The 17241-nt window shown below is 72.8% G+C and carries 15 protein-coding genes; all 15 read left to right on the top strand.

What is annotated here, in order from left to right; translation table 11 throughout:
• The 15 genes from AB0O07_RS19675 (at position 1) to AB0O07_RS19745 (ending at position 17207) form a co-directional block, all read left to right on the top strand.
• A complete protein-coding gene (locus AB0O07_RS19675; protein ID WP_365634794.1) occupies positions 1-2112 on the top strand; it encodes a bifunctional diguanylate cyclase/phosphodiesterase in 2112 nt (703 codons plus the stop codon).
• 104 nt (positions 2113-2216) lie between these two features.
• Positions 2217-2738, top strand: a complete 522-nt coding sequence (locus AB0O07_RS19680) for a hypothetical protein (RefSeq protein ID WP_365634797.1) — start codon at positions 2217-2219, stop codon at positions 2736-2738.
• 172 nt (positions 2739-2910) lie between these two features.
• A complete protein-coding gene (gene gatC, locus AB0O07_RS19685) occupies positions 2911-3207 on the top strand; it encodes an Asp-tRNA(Asn)/Glu-tRNA(Gln) amidotransferase subunit GatC (protein WP_010984178.1) in 297 nt (98 codons plus the stop codon).
• 5 nt (positions 3208-3212) lie between these two features.
• A complete protein-coding gene (gatA, locus tag AB0O07_RS19690) occupies positions 3213-4721 on the top strand; it encodes an Asp-tRNA(Asn)/Glu-tRNA(Gln) amidotransferase subunit GatA (RefSeq protein ID WP_365634799.1) in 1509 nt (502 codons plus the stop codon).
• Complete coding sequence (locus AB0O07_RS19695; protein ID WP_365634802.1) at positions 4718-4960, top strand: hypothetical protein; 243 nt, start codon at positions 4718-4720, stop codon at positions 4958-4960. Before gatA ends, AB0O07_RS19695 begins: the two co-directional genes overlap by 4 nt.
• Positions 4961-5020: 60 nt before the next feature.
• Positions 5021-6256 (top strand): AAA family ATPase, encoded by a 1236-nt coding sequence (locus AB0O07_RS19700; RefSeq protein WP_365634805.1) that lies wholly within the window; start codon positions 5021-5023, stop codon positions 6254-6256.
• On the top strand, positions 6253-6846 hold the full coding sequence (locus AB0O07_RS19705; RefSeq protein WP_365634808.1) for a hypothetical protein: 594 nt from the start codon (positions 6253-6255) through the stop codon (positions 6844-6846). Before AB0O07_RS19700 ends, AB0O07_RS19705 begins: the two co-directional genes overlap by 4 nt.
• A complete protein-coding gene (gene gatB / locus AB0O07_RS19710; RefSeq protein WP_365634811.1) occupies positions 6843-8354 on the top strand; it encodes an Asp-tRNA(Asn)/Glu-tRNA(Gln) amidotransferase subunit GatB in 1512 nt (503 codons plus the stop codon). The genes AB0O07_RS19705 and gatB overlap by 4 nt, the downstream gene beginning before the upstream one ends.
• Before the next feature lie 261 nt (positions 8355-8615).
• A complete protein-coding gene (locus AB0O07_RS19715; protein WP_365634814.1) occupies positions 8616-9872 on the top strand; it encodes an SLC13 family permease in 1257 nt (418 codons plus the stop codon).
• 23 nt (positions 9873-9895) lie between these two features.
• On the top strand, positions 9896-10363 hold the full coding sequence (locus AB0O07_RS19720; RefSeq protein ID WP_365634817.1) for a universal stress protein: 468 nt from the start codon (positions 9896-9898) through the stop codon (positions 10361-10363).
• Between the two features lie 212 nt (positions 10364-10575).
• The gene (locus AB0O07_RS19725; RefSeq protein WP_365635297.1) at positions 10576-12822 is read left to right on the top strand and encodes a phosphocholine-specific phospholipase C; all 2247 of its coding nucleotides are present in this window, start codon (positions 10576-10578) and stop codon (positions 12820-12822) included.
• A gap of 214 nt (positions 12823-13036) precedes the next feature.
• Positions 13037-15331, top strand: a complete 2295-nt coding sequence (locus AB0O07_RS19730; RefSeq protein ID WP_365634820.1) for an MMPL family transporter — start codon at positions 13037-13039, stop codon at positions 15329-15331.
• Positions 15332-15435: 104 nt separating this feature from the next.
• Positions 15436-16083 carry a GNAT family protein gene (locus AB0O07_RS19735; RefSeq protein ID WP_365634823.1) on the top strand — a complete coding sequence of 216 codons (648 nt, stop codon included), beginning with the start codon at positions 15436-15438 and terminating at the stop codon, positions 16081-16083.
• 82 nt (positions 16084-16165) lie between these two features.
• Entirely contained in the window at positions 16166-16816 is a 651-nt protein-coding gene (locus AB0O07_RS19740) for a hypothetical protein (protein ID WP_365634826.1), read from the top strand.
• Positions 16817-17033: 217 nt separating this feature from the next.
• Entirely contained in the window at positions 17034-17207 is a 174-nt protein-coding gene (locus AB0O07_RS19745; RefSeq protein ID WP_365634829.1) for a hypothetical protein, read from the top strand.
• Positions 17208-17241 lie beyond the last annotated feature (34 nt).

A 17241-nucleotide genomic window follows, 5' to 3' on the forward strand; every position in this document is an offset into this window, starting at 1 on the left:
ATGAAACCGACCGAGAGCGCCGCCCCGGTCTCACCCCCGCGCGGATTCGCGGGATTTGGGGGGATGGCGGCCAGAACGCCCGTTCTAGTGGTCGGACTCGCCGGCGCCGCCCTGGTGACCGGCGCGGTGTGGACCGTACGCGAGGGGCGCGCCCTCTTCCCCGGCTCCGAGGCGGGCTGGGCGTTGGGCGTCCTCACCGGCGTGATCGTCGGCTACCTCATCGCGCTCGGCCGCGACCGCTGGTGGGGCGGTACGGGCTCGGGCGCCGCGCTCACCCTCGCCGTGCTGCTGCTGTACGGCTGGGTCGCGGCCGGCCTGGTCTCCCTCGCCGTGGTCGTCCTGGTCGGGGCGGCCCGCAGACACCGCTGGCGCCAGGGCGTCCTGTACGGCGCCGCCGATCTGCTGGGGACGGGGGTCGCGGCGCTCGCCCTGGCGGCGTTCGGGGTGGTCCCCACCGTCGAGGACCCCTGGCAGCCGCTCGGCTGGACCGTCGGCGACGTACCACTGGTCGTCCTCGCCGCCGCCGCACAGCTCGGCGTCGTCCGGCTGCTCTCGCGGTACGCGCTGGCGCCGCAGGGCACCAAGATGCCGGCCGCCGTCCGCACCGGCCTCTACCGGCAGGGCCTGGTCGCGGTCGCCCTGCTCGGTATCGCCCCGCTGATCTGCGTCGTCGCGATGTCGCAGCCGGTCCTCCTGCCGCTCTTCTCCGTCCCGCTGATCGCCCTCGACTCCACCCTCTGGATCGCCCGGGCACGCGCCGAGGAGCAGCTCCGCGACCCGCTCACCAAACTCCCCAACCGCCAGTGGCTGCTGGAGCGCACCTGGACGGCGCTGGAGGAGGCCGAGGGGCAGGGCGCCCGCTCGGCGCTGGTCCTGATCGACCTCGACCGTTTCCGTTCGGTCAACGACACCCTCGGCCATCTCGCGGGCGACCGGCTGCTCTTGCAGATAGCGGACCGGCTCCAGCACGCCCTGCCGCGCGGGGCGGAGGCGGCGCGGCTCGGCGGCGACGAGTTCGCCGTCCTCCTGCCGACCTGCGACTCCACCACCAGCGCCCAGCGCGTCGCCCGGCATCTCGTCGCCGACCTCTCCTCGCCGCTCGACCTCGACGGGCTCACCCTCGTCCTGGAGGCGAGCGCCGGGGTGGCCGTCTACCCCGAGCACGCGCTCGACGCGGAGGGGCTGCTCCAGCGTGCCGACGTCGCCATGTACCAGGCGAAGCGGGACCGTACCGGCGTCGAGGTCTACGAGTCCAAGCGGGACTCCAACACCCCCGACCGCCTCGGCCTGCTGGGCGATCTGCGCCGCGCGCTGGACGCGCACGAGGTGGAGCTGCACTACCAGCCCAAGGTCGGCTTCGACGGCCAGGTGGCCGGGCTGGAGGCGCTGGTCCGCTGGGTGCACCCCGAGCGCGGGCGCGTCCCACCGGACGAGTTCATCGCCATCGCCGAGTCCTCCGGTCTCATGCCTCACCTCACCGAATACGTACTGGACACCGCTCTCGCTCAAGTGGCCCGCTGGCGTTCTCAGGGACTCATGGTCCCGGTGGCCGTCAATGTCTCGCCCCGCGACGTCCACACCCCCGGCTTCGCCGGGGCGGTCGCCGCCCGGCTGGCCCGGCACGGTGTCCCGGCCGGCTCCCTCCAACTGGAGATAACCGAACACGTCCTCCTGGAGGACCCCCAGCGCGCCGCCGACACCCTGGCCGGCCTCACCGGCCACGGCGTCAAGATGTCCCTGGACGACTTCGGCACGGGGTACTCCTCCCTGGTCCACCTCCGCCGCCTCCCGGTGAGCGAACTGAAGATCGACCGCTCCTTCGTGGCCCGCCTGGCGGTCGACACGGAGGACGCCGAGATCGTCCGCTGCACGGTCGACCTGGCCCACTCCCTGGGCCTGCTGGTCGTCGCGGAGGGCGTGGAGGACGACGAAACCTGGGAACGCCTCCGCGACCTCGGCTGCGACGCGGTACAAGGCTGGCTGGTGGCCGCCGCCATGCCGCCCCACGAAGCCACCGCCTGGCTCCTGGCCCGAGGCGAACGAGGCTGGCAGCGCCCCGCGGAACTGGAGGCCGCCCGGGCCCGCGAACAGTCGGGCCAGGCGGTCACTTAGGACACCGGAGACGGGTCGCGACGTACGCCCTGAACAGGGGGGGCGACGCCGTACCCCGTCGCGCAGGACAGGACGGGGACAGCCGGATGTGTGTGATGGACCTGGTGAGCAAGGAGGCCGCGATCGAGCGCTTCCTCCAGGAGTACCCGCGAGCCGCCGAAGCGGGGCGCGGCCACCCCGCCCTCCAGGGCTGCGAGGAGATCGACTGGGCCGGGTTCCCCGCTTGCCCCGCCCGGATCCCGACGCTGCTGCGCGCCGTTCTCGAACCGGTCGCCGCGTCCGCCGCCGCGCACACGCTCACCCACTGCCTCATCGACAGCATCGCCGCGATGAACCCCGCCGCTCCGGCGGCGCTGCCGTTCCTCCTCCGCCTGGCCGGAGACCCCGGGGTCACCGAGCGGGCCGCGCTGCTGGACCTGCTGGTCCTGGTCGCCGGGTTCGCCGAGTCGGTCGACGGGGAGTGCGCCGCCATGACGTTGTGGTACGGCAGCGAAGCCGAGCACCCCGAGCGCGCGCTGTGCCGGGCCGTGTTCGCGGAGTACGCGCGGGTGGTGGAGGCGGTCGGGGAACACCTGACCCCTGTGGGCGGGCGGGACACGCTCAGGCAGGCCGCCGGACTGGGGTGAGACTCCGCGCGGCGGGTACCCGGGCGGCGCGGTGGCGGCGTACCCCTGTCGCCCCGTACCCCTGTCGTCCCGCAGTCCGCTGCCCCCCGTCCCGGCCGTTTCGTGGGCAGGGGTGTGCGCACCATAGGATTGGGGCGAAATCAACGACACACTCACCCCAGAGGATCGCCGCATGCCTGGCATCACGCGCGAGGAGGTCGCCCACCTCGCACGGCTGGCGCGTCTGGAGCTGAAGGCCGAAGAGCTGGACCACTTCGCCGGACAGCTCGACGACATCATCGGCGCGGTCGCCCGCGTATCCGAGGTAGCCGACCAAGACGTACCGCCGACCTCCCACCCGCTGCCGCTGACCAATGTCATGCGCGCGGACGAGGTCCGCCCGTCGCTCACCCCCGAGCAGGCGCTTTCCGGCGCCCCTGCCCAGGAGCAGCAGCGTTTCAAGGTGCCGCAGATCCTGGGGGAGGACTGAACAGCATGACCGACACCGCTCAGACCGAGATCATCAAGCTCACCGCCGCCGAGATCGCCGCCCGGATCGCCTCCGGTGACCTCACGGCCGTCGAGGTCACCGAGGCGCACCTCGCGCGCATCGAGGCCGTCGACGAGAAGGTCCACGCCTTCCTGCACGTCGACCGCGAGGGCGCGCTCGCGCAGGCCCGCGCCGTGGACGCCAAGCGCGCGGCGGGGGAGAAGCTCGGCCCGCTGGCCGGCGTTCCGCTCGCGCTCAAGGACATCTTCACCACCGAGGGGATCCCGACCACGGTCGGCTCCAAGATCCTCGAAGGGTGGCTGCCGCCGTACGACGCGACGCTCACCAAGAAGCTCCGGGCCGCCGATGTCGTCGTCCTCGGCAAGACCAACATGGACGAGTTCGCCATGGGGTCCTCCACCGAGAACAGCGCCTACGGCCCCACCGGCAACCCCTGGGACCTCACCAAGATCCCCGGCGGCTCCGGCGGCGGCTCCTCCGCCGCCCTCGCCGCGTACGAGGCGCCCCTCGCCATCGGCACCGACACCGGCGGCTCCATCCGCCAGCCCGCCGCCCTCACCGGCACGGTCGGCGTCAAGCCGACGTACGGCGCGGTCTCCCGCTACGGCATGGTCGCCTTCTCCTCCTCCCTCGACCAGGGCGGCCCCTGCGCCCGTACGGTCCTGGACACCGCGCTGCTCCACGAGGCCATCGCGGGCCACGACCCGCTCGACTCGACCTCCATCGACGCCCCGGTCCCGCCGGTCGTCGAGGCGGCCCGCAACGGCTCGGTCGCCGGGATGCGGGTCGGCGTCGTCCAGCAGTTCCGCGGCGACGGTTACCAGGCCGGGGTCCTCCAGCGGTTCGACGAGTCGGTGGAGCTGCTCCGCTCGCTCGGCGCCGAGATCGTCGAACTGGACTGCCCGTCCTTCGACCTCGGCCTCGCCGCGTACTACCTGATCGCGCCCTCCGAGTGCTCCTCCAACCTCGCGCGCTTCGACGCCATGCGGTACGGCCTGCGCGTCGGCGACGACGGCACCCGCTCCGCCGAGGACGTCACCGCGCTCACCCGCGAGGCCGGCTTCGGCGACGAGGTCAAGCGCCGGATCATCCTCGGTACGTACGCGCTCAGCTCCGGCTACTACGACGCGTACTACGGCTCCGCCCAGAAGGTCCGCACCCTCATCACCCGGGACTTCGAGAACGCCTTCGAGCAGGTCGACGTCATCGTCTCGCCGACCTCCCCGACCACCGCGTTCGGGATCGGGGAGCGTACGGACGACCCGATGGCGATGTACCTCGCGGACCTGTGCACCATCCCCGTCAACATGGCGGGCAACGCGGCCATGTCCCTGCCCTGCGGCCTCGCCCCGGAGGACGGTCTTCCGGTCGGCCTCCAGATCATCGCCCCCGCGATGCGGGACGACCGGCTCTACAAGGTCGGTGCCGCCGTCGAAGCGGCCTTCGTGGAAAGGTGGGGGCACCCGTTGCTGGAGGAGGCACCGTCACTGTGAGCAGTGCAATGAGCAAAGCCAAGGGCTTCAAGAAGTCCAAGGCCGGTACATATCTGTCGATCGGCGGCAGCGTGTTCGGCGCCGTCAGCGCCGTGAAGCAGATCAAGTCGGCCCGCAAGGAGCAGGACACGCTCAAACTGATCGACGCGGCGGTCTCCGCGGCGGCGGTCGTGACCACCCTGGCCCTCCTGTTCCGCGAACTGAAGCGCCTGAACGACGACGACATCCTGCTGGGCTGACCGGCACGGGAGCCGGGGCCTTCGCGGGCCCCGGCGACCGTACCCACACCATGGAAGGGGGTGACACGCGTGATCACCCGTATCGAAGTGGAAGGATTCAGGTCCTTCCGTGACTGCGCCGTCGACCTCTCCCCCTTCACGGTGCTGGTCGGCCAGAACGGCTCGGGCAAGACCAACCTGCTCGAAGCGATCGACCTCGCGGCGCGGTTGACCGGTGGCGCCGACACGAACACCTGGTGGGAGTCGGCCGACGGCGTGCACTGGACCGGCGACCTGCGCCCGGGCGCTGGCCTGCGGGGCCGGGTCGTCGACCTCTTCCACCGGTACGGCGACGGTACGGCCGCCGACCGGATCGGCATCGCGCTCTGTTTCCTCCAGTCCGACGCCTCCCACGGCATGCGCCACCTCCGGCTGGTCCTGGAGATCACCCGCGAGGGGGAGGCGGCCCGCCCCGTCGTACGTGGCACGGTCACCCTGCTGCCCGACGCCCCGGCCGCATGGGGGCTGAGCGCGGAACAGGAGACCGAGATCCGGCGGAACGCCGAGCTGGGCACCTCTTTCGAGCGCTCCAGCCCCGGCGGCCGGTGGTACGGGCTGGCACCGGATGCCGGCGAGGCCCGCCAGGAGGCGGACCTGCACGACGACGAACGCATGGCCCGTGACGCGCACAACCTCTCCGCCGTGCTGGGCCGGATGCTCGGCCCGCGGGAGGAAACCGCCCACGAGGCGCTGCTGCTGAAGGCCGACGCCGTCGCCGTACTGCCCGGACTCACCGACCTGAGTGCCGCCGCCGACCCGCACCGTGGGGCATGGGAACTGGAGCTGGGCTACCGGGACGCGGCTCCCACGCCGGCCCGGCTCGCCTCCGACGGAACCCTCCATGTCCTGGCGGTGCTCGCGGCCGCACATGACCGGGGCGGCCCCGACGAGTACGCGTTCGTCCATCACGTACGCAGGTTCAACGCGTGCACCACCCTCATGGTCGAGGACGTCGAGAACGGTCTCCACCCCGGCCAGGTCAAGGAGCTGGTACGGCGGCTCCGCCGGCGCACCGGCCCCGGGACGCTCCAGCAGATCATCGTCACCACCCACTCCCCGGTCGTGCTCGCCGCCGTGTACCCCGACCACCCCGGCGATGTGCTCTTCGTCGACACCGTGACCCGGGTCGGCGGTGGAGCGACCCCGTCCCGGCACAGCCGGATCCGCCCGCTGGCCGAATCCGGGGAGCGGGGCACCTACGTCCCCGCCCGCGAGGCACGCCAGTACCTGGAGACCGCCCGGGCAGGCGACGGGTGACCCGATATCTGACGGTCGGGCTGCTCGCGGAGGGCCCGGAGGACGAGATCTTCCTGGGCACCGTCGCCGTACGCCAGCTCAAGGAACTGGCGGCGCACCACAGCGGGCACTTCGATGTGGGCGACACCCCTCTGCGGGGCCGGTACAGCACCGCCCGTACCGCACATGAACAGATCTGCGCGGAAGTGGCAGACCTCGCCGAGGACTGTGACCTGCTGCTGATCCACAACGACCACCGCGAGCGGAACAAGATCGACAAGATCCGCCGGGACGTCGCGCCGCCCTCCCACTGCCGTATTGTCGGAGTGGTCCCCGTACGTGAGACGGAGGCATGGCTGCTCGCCGACGGTCCGCTCCTCGGCTCGCTGCCGGGAGCGGTGCCCGAGCACATCCCCGCCGGTGCGCGGGGCGTGGAACGGGCCGCGGACCCCAAAGCCCTGCTCTCCCGGGTCCTGCCCGGGGGCGACAGCCGGGAACTCGCCGGGTTCCTCGGCGAACGCGTTGATCTGGACCGTCTGCGAACCCTCCCCGCGTACCAGATGTGGTGCGCCGAACTGACGGCTGCCTTGAAGGAGTTGCGTTTTCTGTGACCGCCACGACGAGCCTGGTGCCTTACGAGGACGCCCTCGCGGCGTACGACCCCGTCATGGGCCTCGAAGTCCATGTCGAGCTGGGCACCAGGACCAAGATGTTCTGCGGCTGCTCGACCGAGCTGGGCGCCGAGCCCAACGCGCAGACCTGCCCGACCTGTCTGGGCATGCCGGGCTCGCTCCCGGTCGTCAACGCGGTCGGCGTCGAGTCCGCCATCAAGATCGGGCTCGCGCTCAACTGCGAGATCGCCGAGTGGTGCCGCTTCGCCCGGAAGAACTACTTCTACCCGGACATGCCGAAGAACTTCCAGACCTCCCAGTACGACGAGCCGATCGCCTTCAACGGCTATCTGGACGTCCAGCTCGAGGACGGCGAGATCTTCCGCGTGGAGATCGAGCGCGCCCACATGGAGGAGGACACCGGCAAGTCGACCCACGTCGGCGGCGCCACCGGACGGATCCACGGCGCGTCCCACTCGCTGCTCGACTACAACCGCGCCGGCATCCCCCTCATCGAGATCGTCACCAAGCCCATCGAGGGCGCCGGCGCGCGGGCGCCCGAGGTCGCGCGGGCGTACGTCGCCGAGCTGCGCGAGCTGATCAAGGGGCTCGGCGTCTCCGAGGCCCGGATGGAGATGGGCCAGATGCGGTGCGACGTCAACCTGTCGCTCCGCCCGAACGGCCGCGAGGAGTTCGGCACCCGCTCCGAGACCAAGAACGTCAACTCGCTGCGCAGCGTCGAGCGCGCCGCCCGCTTCGAGATCCAGCGCCATGCCGCCGTGCTGAACAGCGGCGGTACGGTCCTCCAGGAGACCCGCCACTTCCACGAGGAGGACGGCTCCACCACCTCGGGCCGGATCAAGGACAACGCCGAGGACTACCGGTACTTCCCGGAGCCCGACCTCGTCCCCGTCGCCCCCGCCCGGGCCTGGGTGGAGGAGCTGCGCGCCGCGCTGCCCGAGCCGCCGCGGGTACGGCGCAACCGGCTCCGTGAGGAGTGGGGCGTCTCCGAGCACGACATGCAGTCCATCCTCAACGCGGGCGCGATCGGCCCGATCGTCGCCACCATCGGCGCGGGCGCCCCGGCCGACCAGGCCCGCAAGTGGTGGATGGGCGAGCTGGCCCGTAACGCCAACGAGTCCGGCCGCGCGCTCGACGAGCTGCCCATCACCCCGGAGCAGGTCGCCCGGGTCGCGGAACTCGTCGCCGCGGGTGACCTCAACGACAAGCTGGCCCGCCAGGTGATCGAGGGCGTGCTCGCGGGGGAGGGCGACCCGGACACCGTCGTCGAGAAGCGCGGGCTCAAGGTCGTCTCCGACGAGGGCGCGCTCGGCGCCGCCGTGGACGAGGCGATCGCGGGCAACGCGGCCATCGCCGACAAGATCCGGGCCGGCAAGGTCGCGGCGGCGGGCGCGCTGGTCGGCGCGGTCATGAAGGCCACGCGGGGGCAGGCCGACGCCGCACGCGTCCGGGAGCTGATCCTTGAGCGGCTCGCCCCGAAGGAATAGACAAGCACGGCACGCGCACGGCATGCACGGCACGCGCACGACAAGCACGGCACGCACGACAAGTACGGCAAGCGCGGTCTGGGAAGCTGGGCGTTCTGGGCCCGGGCCGCTGTTCCGGCTGCCTCGGCCGGTCCGGGCTCGTACGTCGACGCGTACATCAACACGCCACTGGGGGCGGTGCACCGGCGACGGTGTGCCGCCCCCAGTGGCGTGGTTCCCCCGATCCACCGAGCAGATCCACTAGGCAGGCAGGGCAGACCTGTGAACACCGTCGCCGCCGAGACCGTCTCCGTCGTCCTTCTCCTCGCGGTCCTCGCCTTCGCCGTCGTCCGCCCCCGCGGGCTGCCCGAGGCCGTCGCCGCCGTCCCCGCGGCGCTGCTGCTCGTCGGCGTCGGCGCCGTGTCGCCGGGGGAGGCGTGGGAGCAGACGCGCACCCTGCTGCCCGTCGTCGTCTTCCTCGCCGCCGTCCTCGTACTCGCCCAGCTCTGCGACGAGGAGGGGCTGTTCACCGCCGCGGGCGATCTCGTCGCGCGGCTCTGCGGCGGGCGGCCCCGTACCCTCCTCGGCGGGGTGTTCGCGGTCGCCGCGCTGATCACCGCCGTGCTCAGCCTGGACGCCACGGTCGTGCTGCTCACCCCGGTCGTCTTCGCGACCGCCGCGCGGGTCGGGGCGCGGCCCCGGCCACATGTCTACGCCTGTACACACCTGGCGAACTCCGCGTCCCTGCTGCTGCCGGTCTCCAACCTGACCAATCTGCTGGCGTTCACCGCGAGCGGGCTCTCCTTCACCCGGTTCGCCGCCCTGATGGCGCTGCCGTGGCTGGCCGCGATCGCCGTCGAGTACGCCGTCTTCCGCCGCTTCTTCGCCGCCGACCTGGCCGCCGGAGCGCACGCCCCGGCGCCGGGCGAGCGCCGCCCGCTCCCCGTCTTCACGCTGGTGGTGCTGGGGCTGACGCTGGCCGGGTTCGCGGTCACCTCGCTCGCCGGGATCGAACCGCTCTGGGCCGCCCTCGCCGGTGCGGCCGTGCTCGCCGCCCGCGCCCTGCGGCAGCGCCGTACCGGCCCCGCCAAGCTGCTCCGGGCCGCTTCGCCGCTCTTCTGCCTCTTCGTCCTCGCCCTCGGCATCGTCGTCAAGGCGGTCGTCGACAACGGTCTGGACACCGGGATCAGCCGGCTGCTGCCGGGCGGCTCCTCGCTCCCCGCGCTGCTGGGGATCGCCGCGGTCGCCGCCGTCCTGGCCAACGCGATCAACAACCTCCCGGCGATCCTGGCGCTCCTGCCGGTCCTCGCCCCGGCCGGTCCCGGGCCGCTGCTCGCCGCCCTCATCGGGGTCAACCTCGGGCCCAACCTGACGTACGTCGGCTCGCTCGCCACCCTGCTGTGGCGCCGCATCCTGCACGAACACGACGCGGAGCCCCGGCTCGGCCACTTCACCCGGCTGGGGCTGCTGACCGTGCCTGCCACCCTGGCCGTCTCCACCGTGGCACTGTGGGGCTCCCTGCGACTGATCGGAGGCTGACCGTGACCGACGTGGAGCGAACCATGGCCGATGGGGAGCGGAGCGTGCTCGTCTGGCTCACCGAGTCCACCTGGCCCGCCTGTGTCGACGCGGCCCGCGACCGCGCCCCGTACGACGCCGTGGTGCTCCTCCACGTCAGCGACGACGAGGTCGCCGCAGCGGCCCACCACGCCTATACGGGGCTCCTCGGCCGGGGCCACCACCCCGGACGCGACCCGGGCGCCCGGCTCGAAGCCCTCTCCGGTACGGCGGCGGCCGAGCTGCTGGAGGCCGCCGCGCACCGCCTGGACCGGCCCTGCGAACGCCGCGAGCTCCATGGGCGGGTGGAGCACGAGGTGGTACGGGCGGCGGCCGGCGCCGATCTGCTGGTCTGCGCCAGGGACGGGGAGCGCGACCGCCCCGGGCCGCACAGCCTCGGCCACGCGACCCGCTTCGTGGTCGACCACGCGCCCTGCCCGGTGCTGCTGGTCTGGCCGTACGGGGAGGAGTGAGCCGGGGCCCCGTACCGGGCGCGGATATCCGTACCGGGGCCGGGGGTCCGTACCGGGCGCGCCGACGTTCACCTGGTGGACGCGCCGGGGTCTTCCCGCTGCCATCCGCCCTGGTTACCGTCCCGTACATGTCAGCGGAGAACACGCGCGAAACGACGACGCGCGAGATGACGCCGGGCGCGACGGCGCCGAGCGGGACGACCAGCGGCACGATGTCGCGCAGGAAGGTGCTCGCCCTCGGCTCCGGCGCCGTCGGCGCGGCGGCCGTCGGTTCCGTCCTGCCGCCCTCCCTCCAGGCGGCGCTCGCCGCGGGGCCCCCGCCCGGCGGGATGGAGGAGATCCGGCACGTGGTCGTCCTCATGCAGGAGAACCGGTCCTTCGACCACTACTTCGGCACCCTGCGCGGCGTACGGGGCTTCGGCGACCGCAACGCCGTCGAACTGCCCTCCGGGAACTCCGTCTTCGCCCAGCCCGCCGACGGCGCCGTCCGCGGCTCCGGCACCAGCACCGGCGCCGACACCGTCCTGCCGTTCCCGGTCCGGGACGCCGCCGCCGCGCAGCGCAAGGACCTCCAGTACATCGGCGCCCTCGACCACTCCTGGGACGGCGGCCACGCCGCCTGGCACGACGGCTGGATGGACCGCTGGGTCTCCGCCAAGACCGCCGCCACCATGGCCTACTACGACCGGCGCGACCTCCCGCTCCACTACGAACTGGCGGACACCTTCACGGTCTGCGACGCCTACCACTCCTCCGTCCACACCTCGACCAGCCCCAACCGCAACCACCTCTGGAGCGGCTGGACCGGCTACGAGGCCGACGGGCGGCGCGCCGTCGGCAACGACGCCTACGAGGAGGACACCCACCCGGGCTACCCCTGGCCGACCTACGCGGAGCGGCTGGAGAAGGCGGGCCGGAGCTGGCGCACGTACACCGAGTGGGAGAACTTCACCGACAACAACATCGAGTTCTTCACGACGTTCAAGGACATCGCCCGCAAGGCGCTCACCCGGGCCCGCGCCCTCACCGGGGAGCCGGGCGCCGCCGGCTTCACCTTCATGGAGGCGTTCTACGCCGCCGTACGGGACGCCGACGCCGCCGGGGACACCACGCGCCGCACCCGGCTGCTGGACGCGCTGGAGGAGGGCGTCACGGGACTCACCGCCGCCGAGCGCTCGCTCTTCGAGCGCGGGCTGCGCCGGGTCGAGAGCGGCACGCTCGCCGCCGCGTTCCGCGCCGACGTCGCGGCGGGGACCCTGCCCGAGGTCTCCTACCTGGTGCCCTCCGCCGCCGACTCCGAACACCCCGGCTCCTCCTCGCCGGTCGCCAGCGCCTCCCTCGTCTACCAGGTGCTGGACGCGCTCGGCGCCCACCCGGAGGTCTGGCGGCACACCGTGCTGCTCGTCAACTACGACGAGAACGACGGCTTCTTCGACCATGTGCCGCCGCCCGTGCCGCCCGTGTACGACCCGGACGAGCGCTGGCAGGGCCGCCCCACCGGGCTCGGCATACGGGTCCCGCTGCTGGTCGTCTCGCCGTGGACGGTGGGCGGCTACGTCTGCTCCCAGGTCTTCGACCACACCTCCGTCATCCGCTTCCTGGAGCGCTGGACGGGGGTGGCCGAGCCCAACATCACGCCCTGGCGGCGCACCGTCACCGGCGATCTGACCTCCGCGTTCGACTTCCGGCGCGGCCGTGGCCTGCCCGAGGTGGAACAGCCGGGCGCCATCCCGCCGTTCACCGGCCGCTGGCACCCCGTACCCCCCGCCCCGGACGAGCGCCGGATGCCCGTACCGGAGAAGGGCGCGCGCCCCGCCAGGCCGCTGCCGTACCAGCCGGACGCGCACGGGCGGGTCGACGAGGGCGGGCGGACGTTCACGGTCGCGCTCAGCAACACGGGCCCCGCCAGCGCGCACTTCACGCTCTACCCCTACGCCGGTGAGTTCACCGTCCCCCAGCACCGCGATGTAAGGGGCAAGGCGCAGTGGACGGTGCCCCTTACCGGGCCCGCCGGTCGTACGGGGCCGGCCGGTACGGAACGCGACGCCTACCGGTTCACGATCACCGGGCCGAACGGTTTCCGCCGCGAGTTCTCGGGCCCCGTGGCCGGGGACGGTGCCGAGGTCGCCTCCTCCGTCGACCACCACGACCGCGATCTCCACCTGACCCTCTCCAACCGGGGCACCCGCCCGGTCACCTTCACCGTACGGCCCCTCGGGTACGTCGACGAGGCGGACCTGGACGGCTGGACACGCCGGATCACGGTGAAGCCGGGGCGCGGCAGGTCCGTCGTCCACTCGGCGGCCGACGCGCACGGCTGGTACGACATCGAGGTCACCGCCGAGTCCGCCGACGCGCCGGGGTCCCCCGCCGACCCCTACCCGGAGGAGCGGGGCACACCGTTCCGGCGCCGTCTCATGGGGCATATCGAGAACGGCCGCCCGAGCGTCGCCGGTTGACGCACAAGGGAGGCGTCTCGCACCGTCACCACGGAATTGACGCTTCCGCCGCGCAATGCTGTTCCTGTGAGTAACCGCACCAACCGGACAAAGGATCACCAACGATCACTTTCGGCTGCGATAGTAGCTCTCCGTAGGTCACGCGTTCTTTGCGGGCACCCTCCCACGGGCCGTTCCCGGTAAAGATCCACGAACCACCCCAGGGAGCACTCCGTTGGCAGCCCTCGCGCGATGGTGCGTCACCCACCGGCTTCTCGTCGTCCTCCTCTGGCTGCTCGCACTGGGCGGCGTCTCGGGCGCGGCGGCGGTGGCGGGAACCGCGTACTCCGACGACTACGAGGTTCCCGGCACCGAGTCGGGCCGCGCCACCGCCCTGCTCGCCACGGCCTTCCCCGGGCTCGCCGGGGACAGCGACACCATCGTCTGGCACACGGAGCGCGGCTCCGTCCGCGACGCCGGCATCGCGGACGGAGCCGGGCGGATGCTGGCCCGCGTCGCCGGACTGCCCGGCGTCTCCTCCGTCACGGGTCCGTACGGGGCCGACGGCGCCGGGCAGATCAGCGCCGACGGCCGCACCGCCTACGCCCGGGTCGCCTTCGACCGCCCCGCCGACGAGCTCCCGGTCTCCCGGGCGCGGGCCCTCGTCGAGACGGCCACCTCCCTGGAGGCGGCCCATCCGGGCCTGGCGGTCGACCTCGGCGGCGGCGCCGTCGCCCGTACCGAGGCCACCACGGACCACACCGCCGAGATCGTCGGCGTCGCGGTGGCGGCCGTCGTGCTCTTCGTCGTCTTCGGCTCGCTCGCCGCCGGGCTGCTCCCGCTGGCGACCGCCCTGGTCTCGGTGGGCACCGCGTACGCCGGGATCGCCCTGCTCGGCCATGTCATGACAGTCGCGGAATTCGCGCCCGTGCTGGGGCTGCTCATCGGGCTCGGCGTGGGCATCGACTACGCGCTCTTCATCGTCGTACGCCACCGCAAGGGGCTGCTGCGCGGGCTGACCGTCCCGGAGGCCGCCGCGAACGCGGTCGCCACGACGGGGCGCGCCGTCGTCTTCGCCGGGGCCACCGTCTGCGTCGCCCTCCTCGGCCTGCTGATCCTGCGCCTCGGCTTCCTCAACGGGGTCGCGATCGCCGCCTCGCTGACCGTCGTCCTGACCGTGGCCGCCGCCGTCACCCTGCTGCCCGCGCTGCTCTCGTACATCGGCGAACGGGTGCTCCGCCGCCGCGACCGCCGCGGGACGCCCGTACGGGGCCCGCGGGCGGCCGAGGCCCCCTGGGCGGCGGAGGGGCCGTCGGTGCCGGCGGAGGGGACGTCGGGGACGGCGCGGGGGCGGGCCGGGCCCGCCGTCCGCTGGTCGCACTTCGTCGAACGCCACCCCCGGCTGCTGGGCGCCCTCGCCGCCGCCGTCATGGTGGTCCTCGCGCTGCCCACCGCCGCGCTCCATCTCGGCACCTCCGACCAGGGCAACAACCCTCCCGCCTCCACCACGCGCCAGGCGTACGACCGGCTCGCCCAGGGGTTCGGCCCCGGCGTCAATGGCCCGCTGACGCTCGTCGCCCACCTGGAGGGCGCCGCCGACCGGCTCGCCATGGACCGGCTCCCCGGTCTCCTCCGTACCACCGAAGGGGTCGCCTCGGTCTCCCCGGCCGTCTTCAACGGCAGCGCCGACACCGCGCTGCTCACCGTCGTCCCCGCGACATCGCCGCAGTCCCGGCAGACCAGCGAGCTGGTCGACCGGCTCCGTACCCGCGTCCTGCCCGAGGCCTCGGCCGGCACCTCGCTCACCGTGTACGTGGGCGGCGTGACGGCGAGTTACGACGACTTCGCCGGGATCATCGTCGGTAAACTCCCGCTCTTCGTCGGCGTGGTCATCGCCCTGGGATGCCTGCTCCTGCTGCTGGCGTTCCGCTCCGTCGGCATCCCCCTCAAGGCCGCGCTGATGAACGTGGCCGCTGTCGCCTCCTCCTTCGGGGTCGTCGTCGCGATCTTCCAATGGGGGTGGGGGAGCGAACTGATGGGGCTCGGCAGCCCGGGCCCGATCGAACCGTTCCTCCCCGTCATCATGGTTTCGGTGCTCTTCGGGCTCTCCATGGACTACCAGGTCTTCCTGGTCAGCCGGATGTACGAGGAGTGGCTGGCGACCGGCGACAACGCGCGGGCCGTGCGCGTCGGGCTCTCCGAGACCGGGCGGGTGATCAACTCGGCGGCGGTCATCATGATCTCCGTCTTCCTCGCCTTCGTCCTCAGCGGGGACCGCGTCATCGCCATGTTCGGCGTCGGGCTCGCCACGGCGGTCGCGCTGGACGCCTTCCTGCTCCGTACGCTCCTCGTCCCCGCCCTGATGCATCTGCTCGGCGGCGCCAACTGGTGGCTCCCCGGCTTTCTGGAGCGCCGGCTGCCCCGGATCAGTATCGAGCCGCCCGAACGTCATGGACGTGCGAAGATGCCGGTGCCGAAGGGGCGCGGGGGCGAGAACGAGAGCGCCGGCACGCCGCCCCTCGTGCGCTGAAGCCGCGTCGGGCGGGTCGGACGGGTCGGACAGGTCGGTCCTCGTCGCGTTCACCAGGTTCGCCTCGGCTTCGGCACGCCATCCGTACCGCATGGGGGATCGTCATGTTCGCTGTACCACTGGGGGACGGGGCCGAACTGCGCCCGCTGGAGCCCTGGCAGGCCGAGGAGTTCCTGGCCCATATGGACCGCGCCAGGGAACTGGTGGACGAGTACATCCAGTTCGCCCGCTCCGCCACCGACCTGGACTCCGCGCGGACACTGCTCACCTCGTACGCCGAGAAGCAGGCGGCCGACGGCGGGCGCGTCTACGGGATCTGGCGGGACGGCACCCTGGTCGGCGGCGTGCTCTTCCGGATCTTCGACACGAAGCTCTCGACCTGCGAGGTCGGCTGCTGGCTGGAGCCCGCGGCGACCGGCCACGGGCTGGTCACCCGCGCCGTCCGGGTGCTGATCGACTGGGCCGTCGGGGAGCGCGGCATCCACCGCGTCGAATGGTGGGCCTCGGCGGGCAACGAGGCGAGCATCCGGGTCGCCCGGCGGCTCGGGATGACCCGGGACGGTGTGATGCGCCAGGCCTACCCGTACCGGGGCGTACGGCACGACCTGGAGGTCTGGTCGGTCCTCGCCCCGGAGTGGCGCGCGGCCGGCGCCCAGGGGACGGAGGCGGGATCGGGGACAGCGGCGGAACCGGGACCCGAGGCGGGATCGGGGGCGAGCCCGGAACCGGGGTCGGGCCCGGACACACCGTAGCCGGGTCACGATCCGGTTCCTCGTGCGGGTGAATTCCGGCGTTCTCAGGAAGTTCTCACGCCGGGCCCCTAGCGTGCGTCCCATGAACCCCACCCCCACCTCCAAGACCGAGACCCCCGAGCCGGAGACGGCGGAGGACCCCGCCGCCAAGGCGGAACTGACGAAGACCGGCACGGACACGGCCGACGCCCCGGCGGACACCATCACCGACGCCCCGAAGGACACCGCCGGGGAGACCCCGGAGGCCACGGAAGCCAAGAACGCCCCGGACGCCGCCGCCGAGGCCGACGAGGAGGAGTACCCCGAGGACGAGGCGCTGGACCCGGTCGACGGGCCCTCGGACACCTCGTACGGGCTCGGCGCCGCCGCCGCGGCCGTCGTCGCCGTCTGCCTCGGCGTCGTCGCCCTCACGGGCACCTGGACCGGCAAGGTCCTTGCCGAGCGCCAGGGCCTCGTCGGGCAGCTCACCACCGGCCAGTCCGCCACCGCCGAGCAGCAGATCGCCGCGATCTACGGCGACGCCTGGCATGTCACGGCCGCCGTCAACGGCGGGGTCGCCCTGGTCGCCCTGCTCCTCGGGGTGATCGTGCTGGCGCTGCCCCCGCGCGCGGGCTGGGTGCGTCCCGTGGCGCTCGCCGCGTCCGTCCTCGGCTTCCTCGGGGTATTGATCTCCCTGGGTATGTATTTCGATCTCTTCGCCGCCCTTCCCACCACCGGCGCGGCCACCGGCTGACCCCGGACGGGCCACCACGCCTCGGACACCGCGAACGGCGCCCCGCACGTCGCTGACGGGGCCTTAGAGCCTGAGGCAATCTTCGGGCCGGGGCCCCGCTTTCTAAGGCCCCGGGCCCCGTCAAGATGCGGCACACTCCCGATGCGGCCCCGCCCCCTGGGAGACGAAGGTGGAGGCATCACCAGATGACCTACCGCCTTCCCCAGGGAGCACCCCGATGTTCGCGTACGAACTCCACAAGATCCAGGCCGAGGAACTGCACCGGGCGGCCGACCACCGGCGCCTCGTCCGCGCCGCCGTCGCCGCCCGCCGCCAGGCCCGGCGCGATGCCGAGCACGCCGCGGAAGGGCGGGTGAGACAGCTCCGCAACCGCTTCGCCCGGGCCGCCTGAGCCGGCCACCCGATAACGGGTGCCGTGTTGTCAG

Source organism: Streptomyces sp. NPDC093085, from assembly GCF_040683935.1.
Lineage (GTDB): Bacteria > Actinomycetota > Actinomycetes > Streptomycetales > Streptomycetaceae > Streptomyces.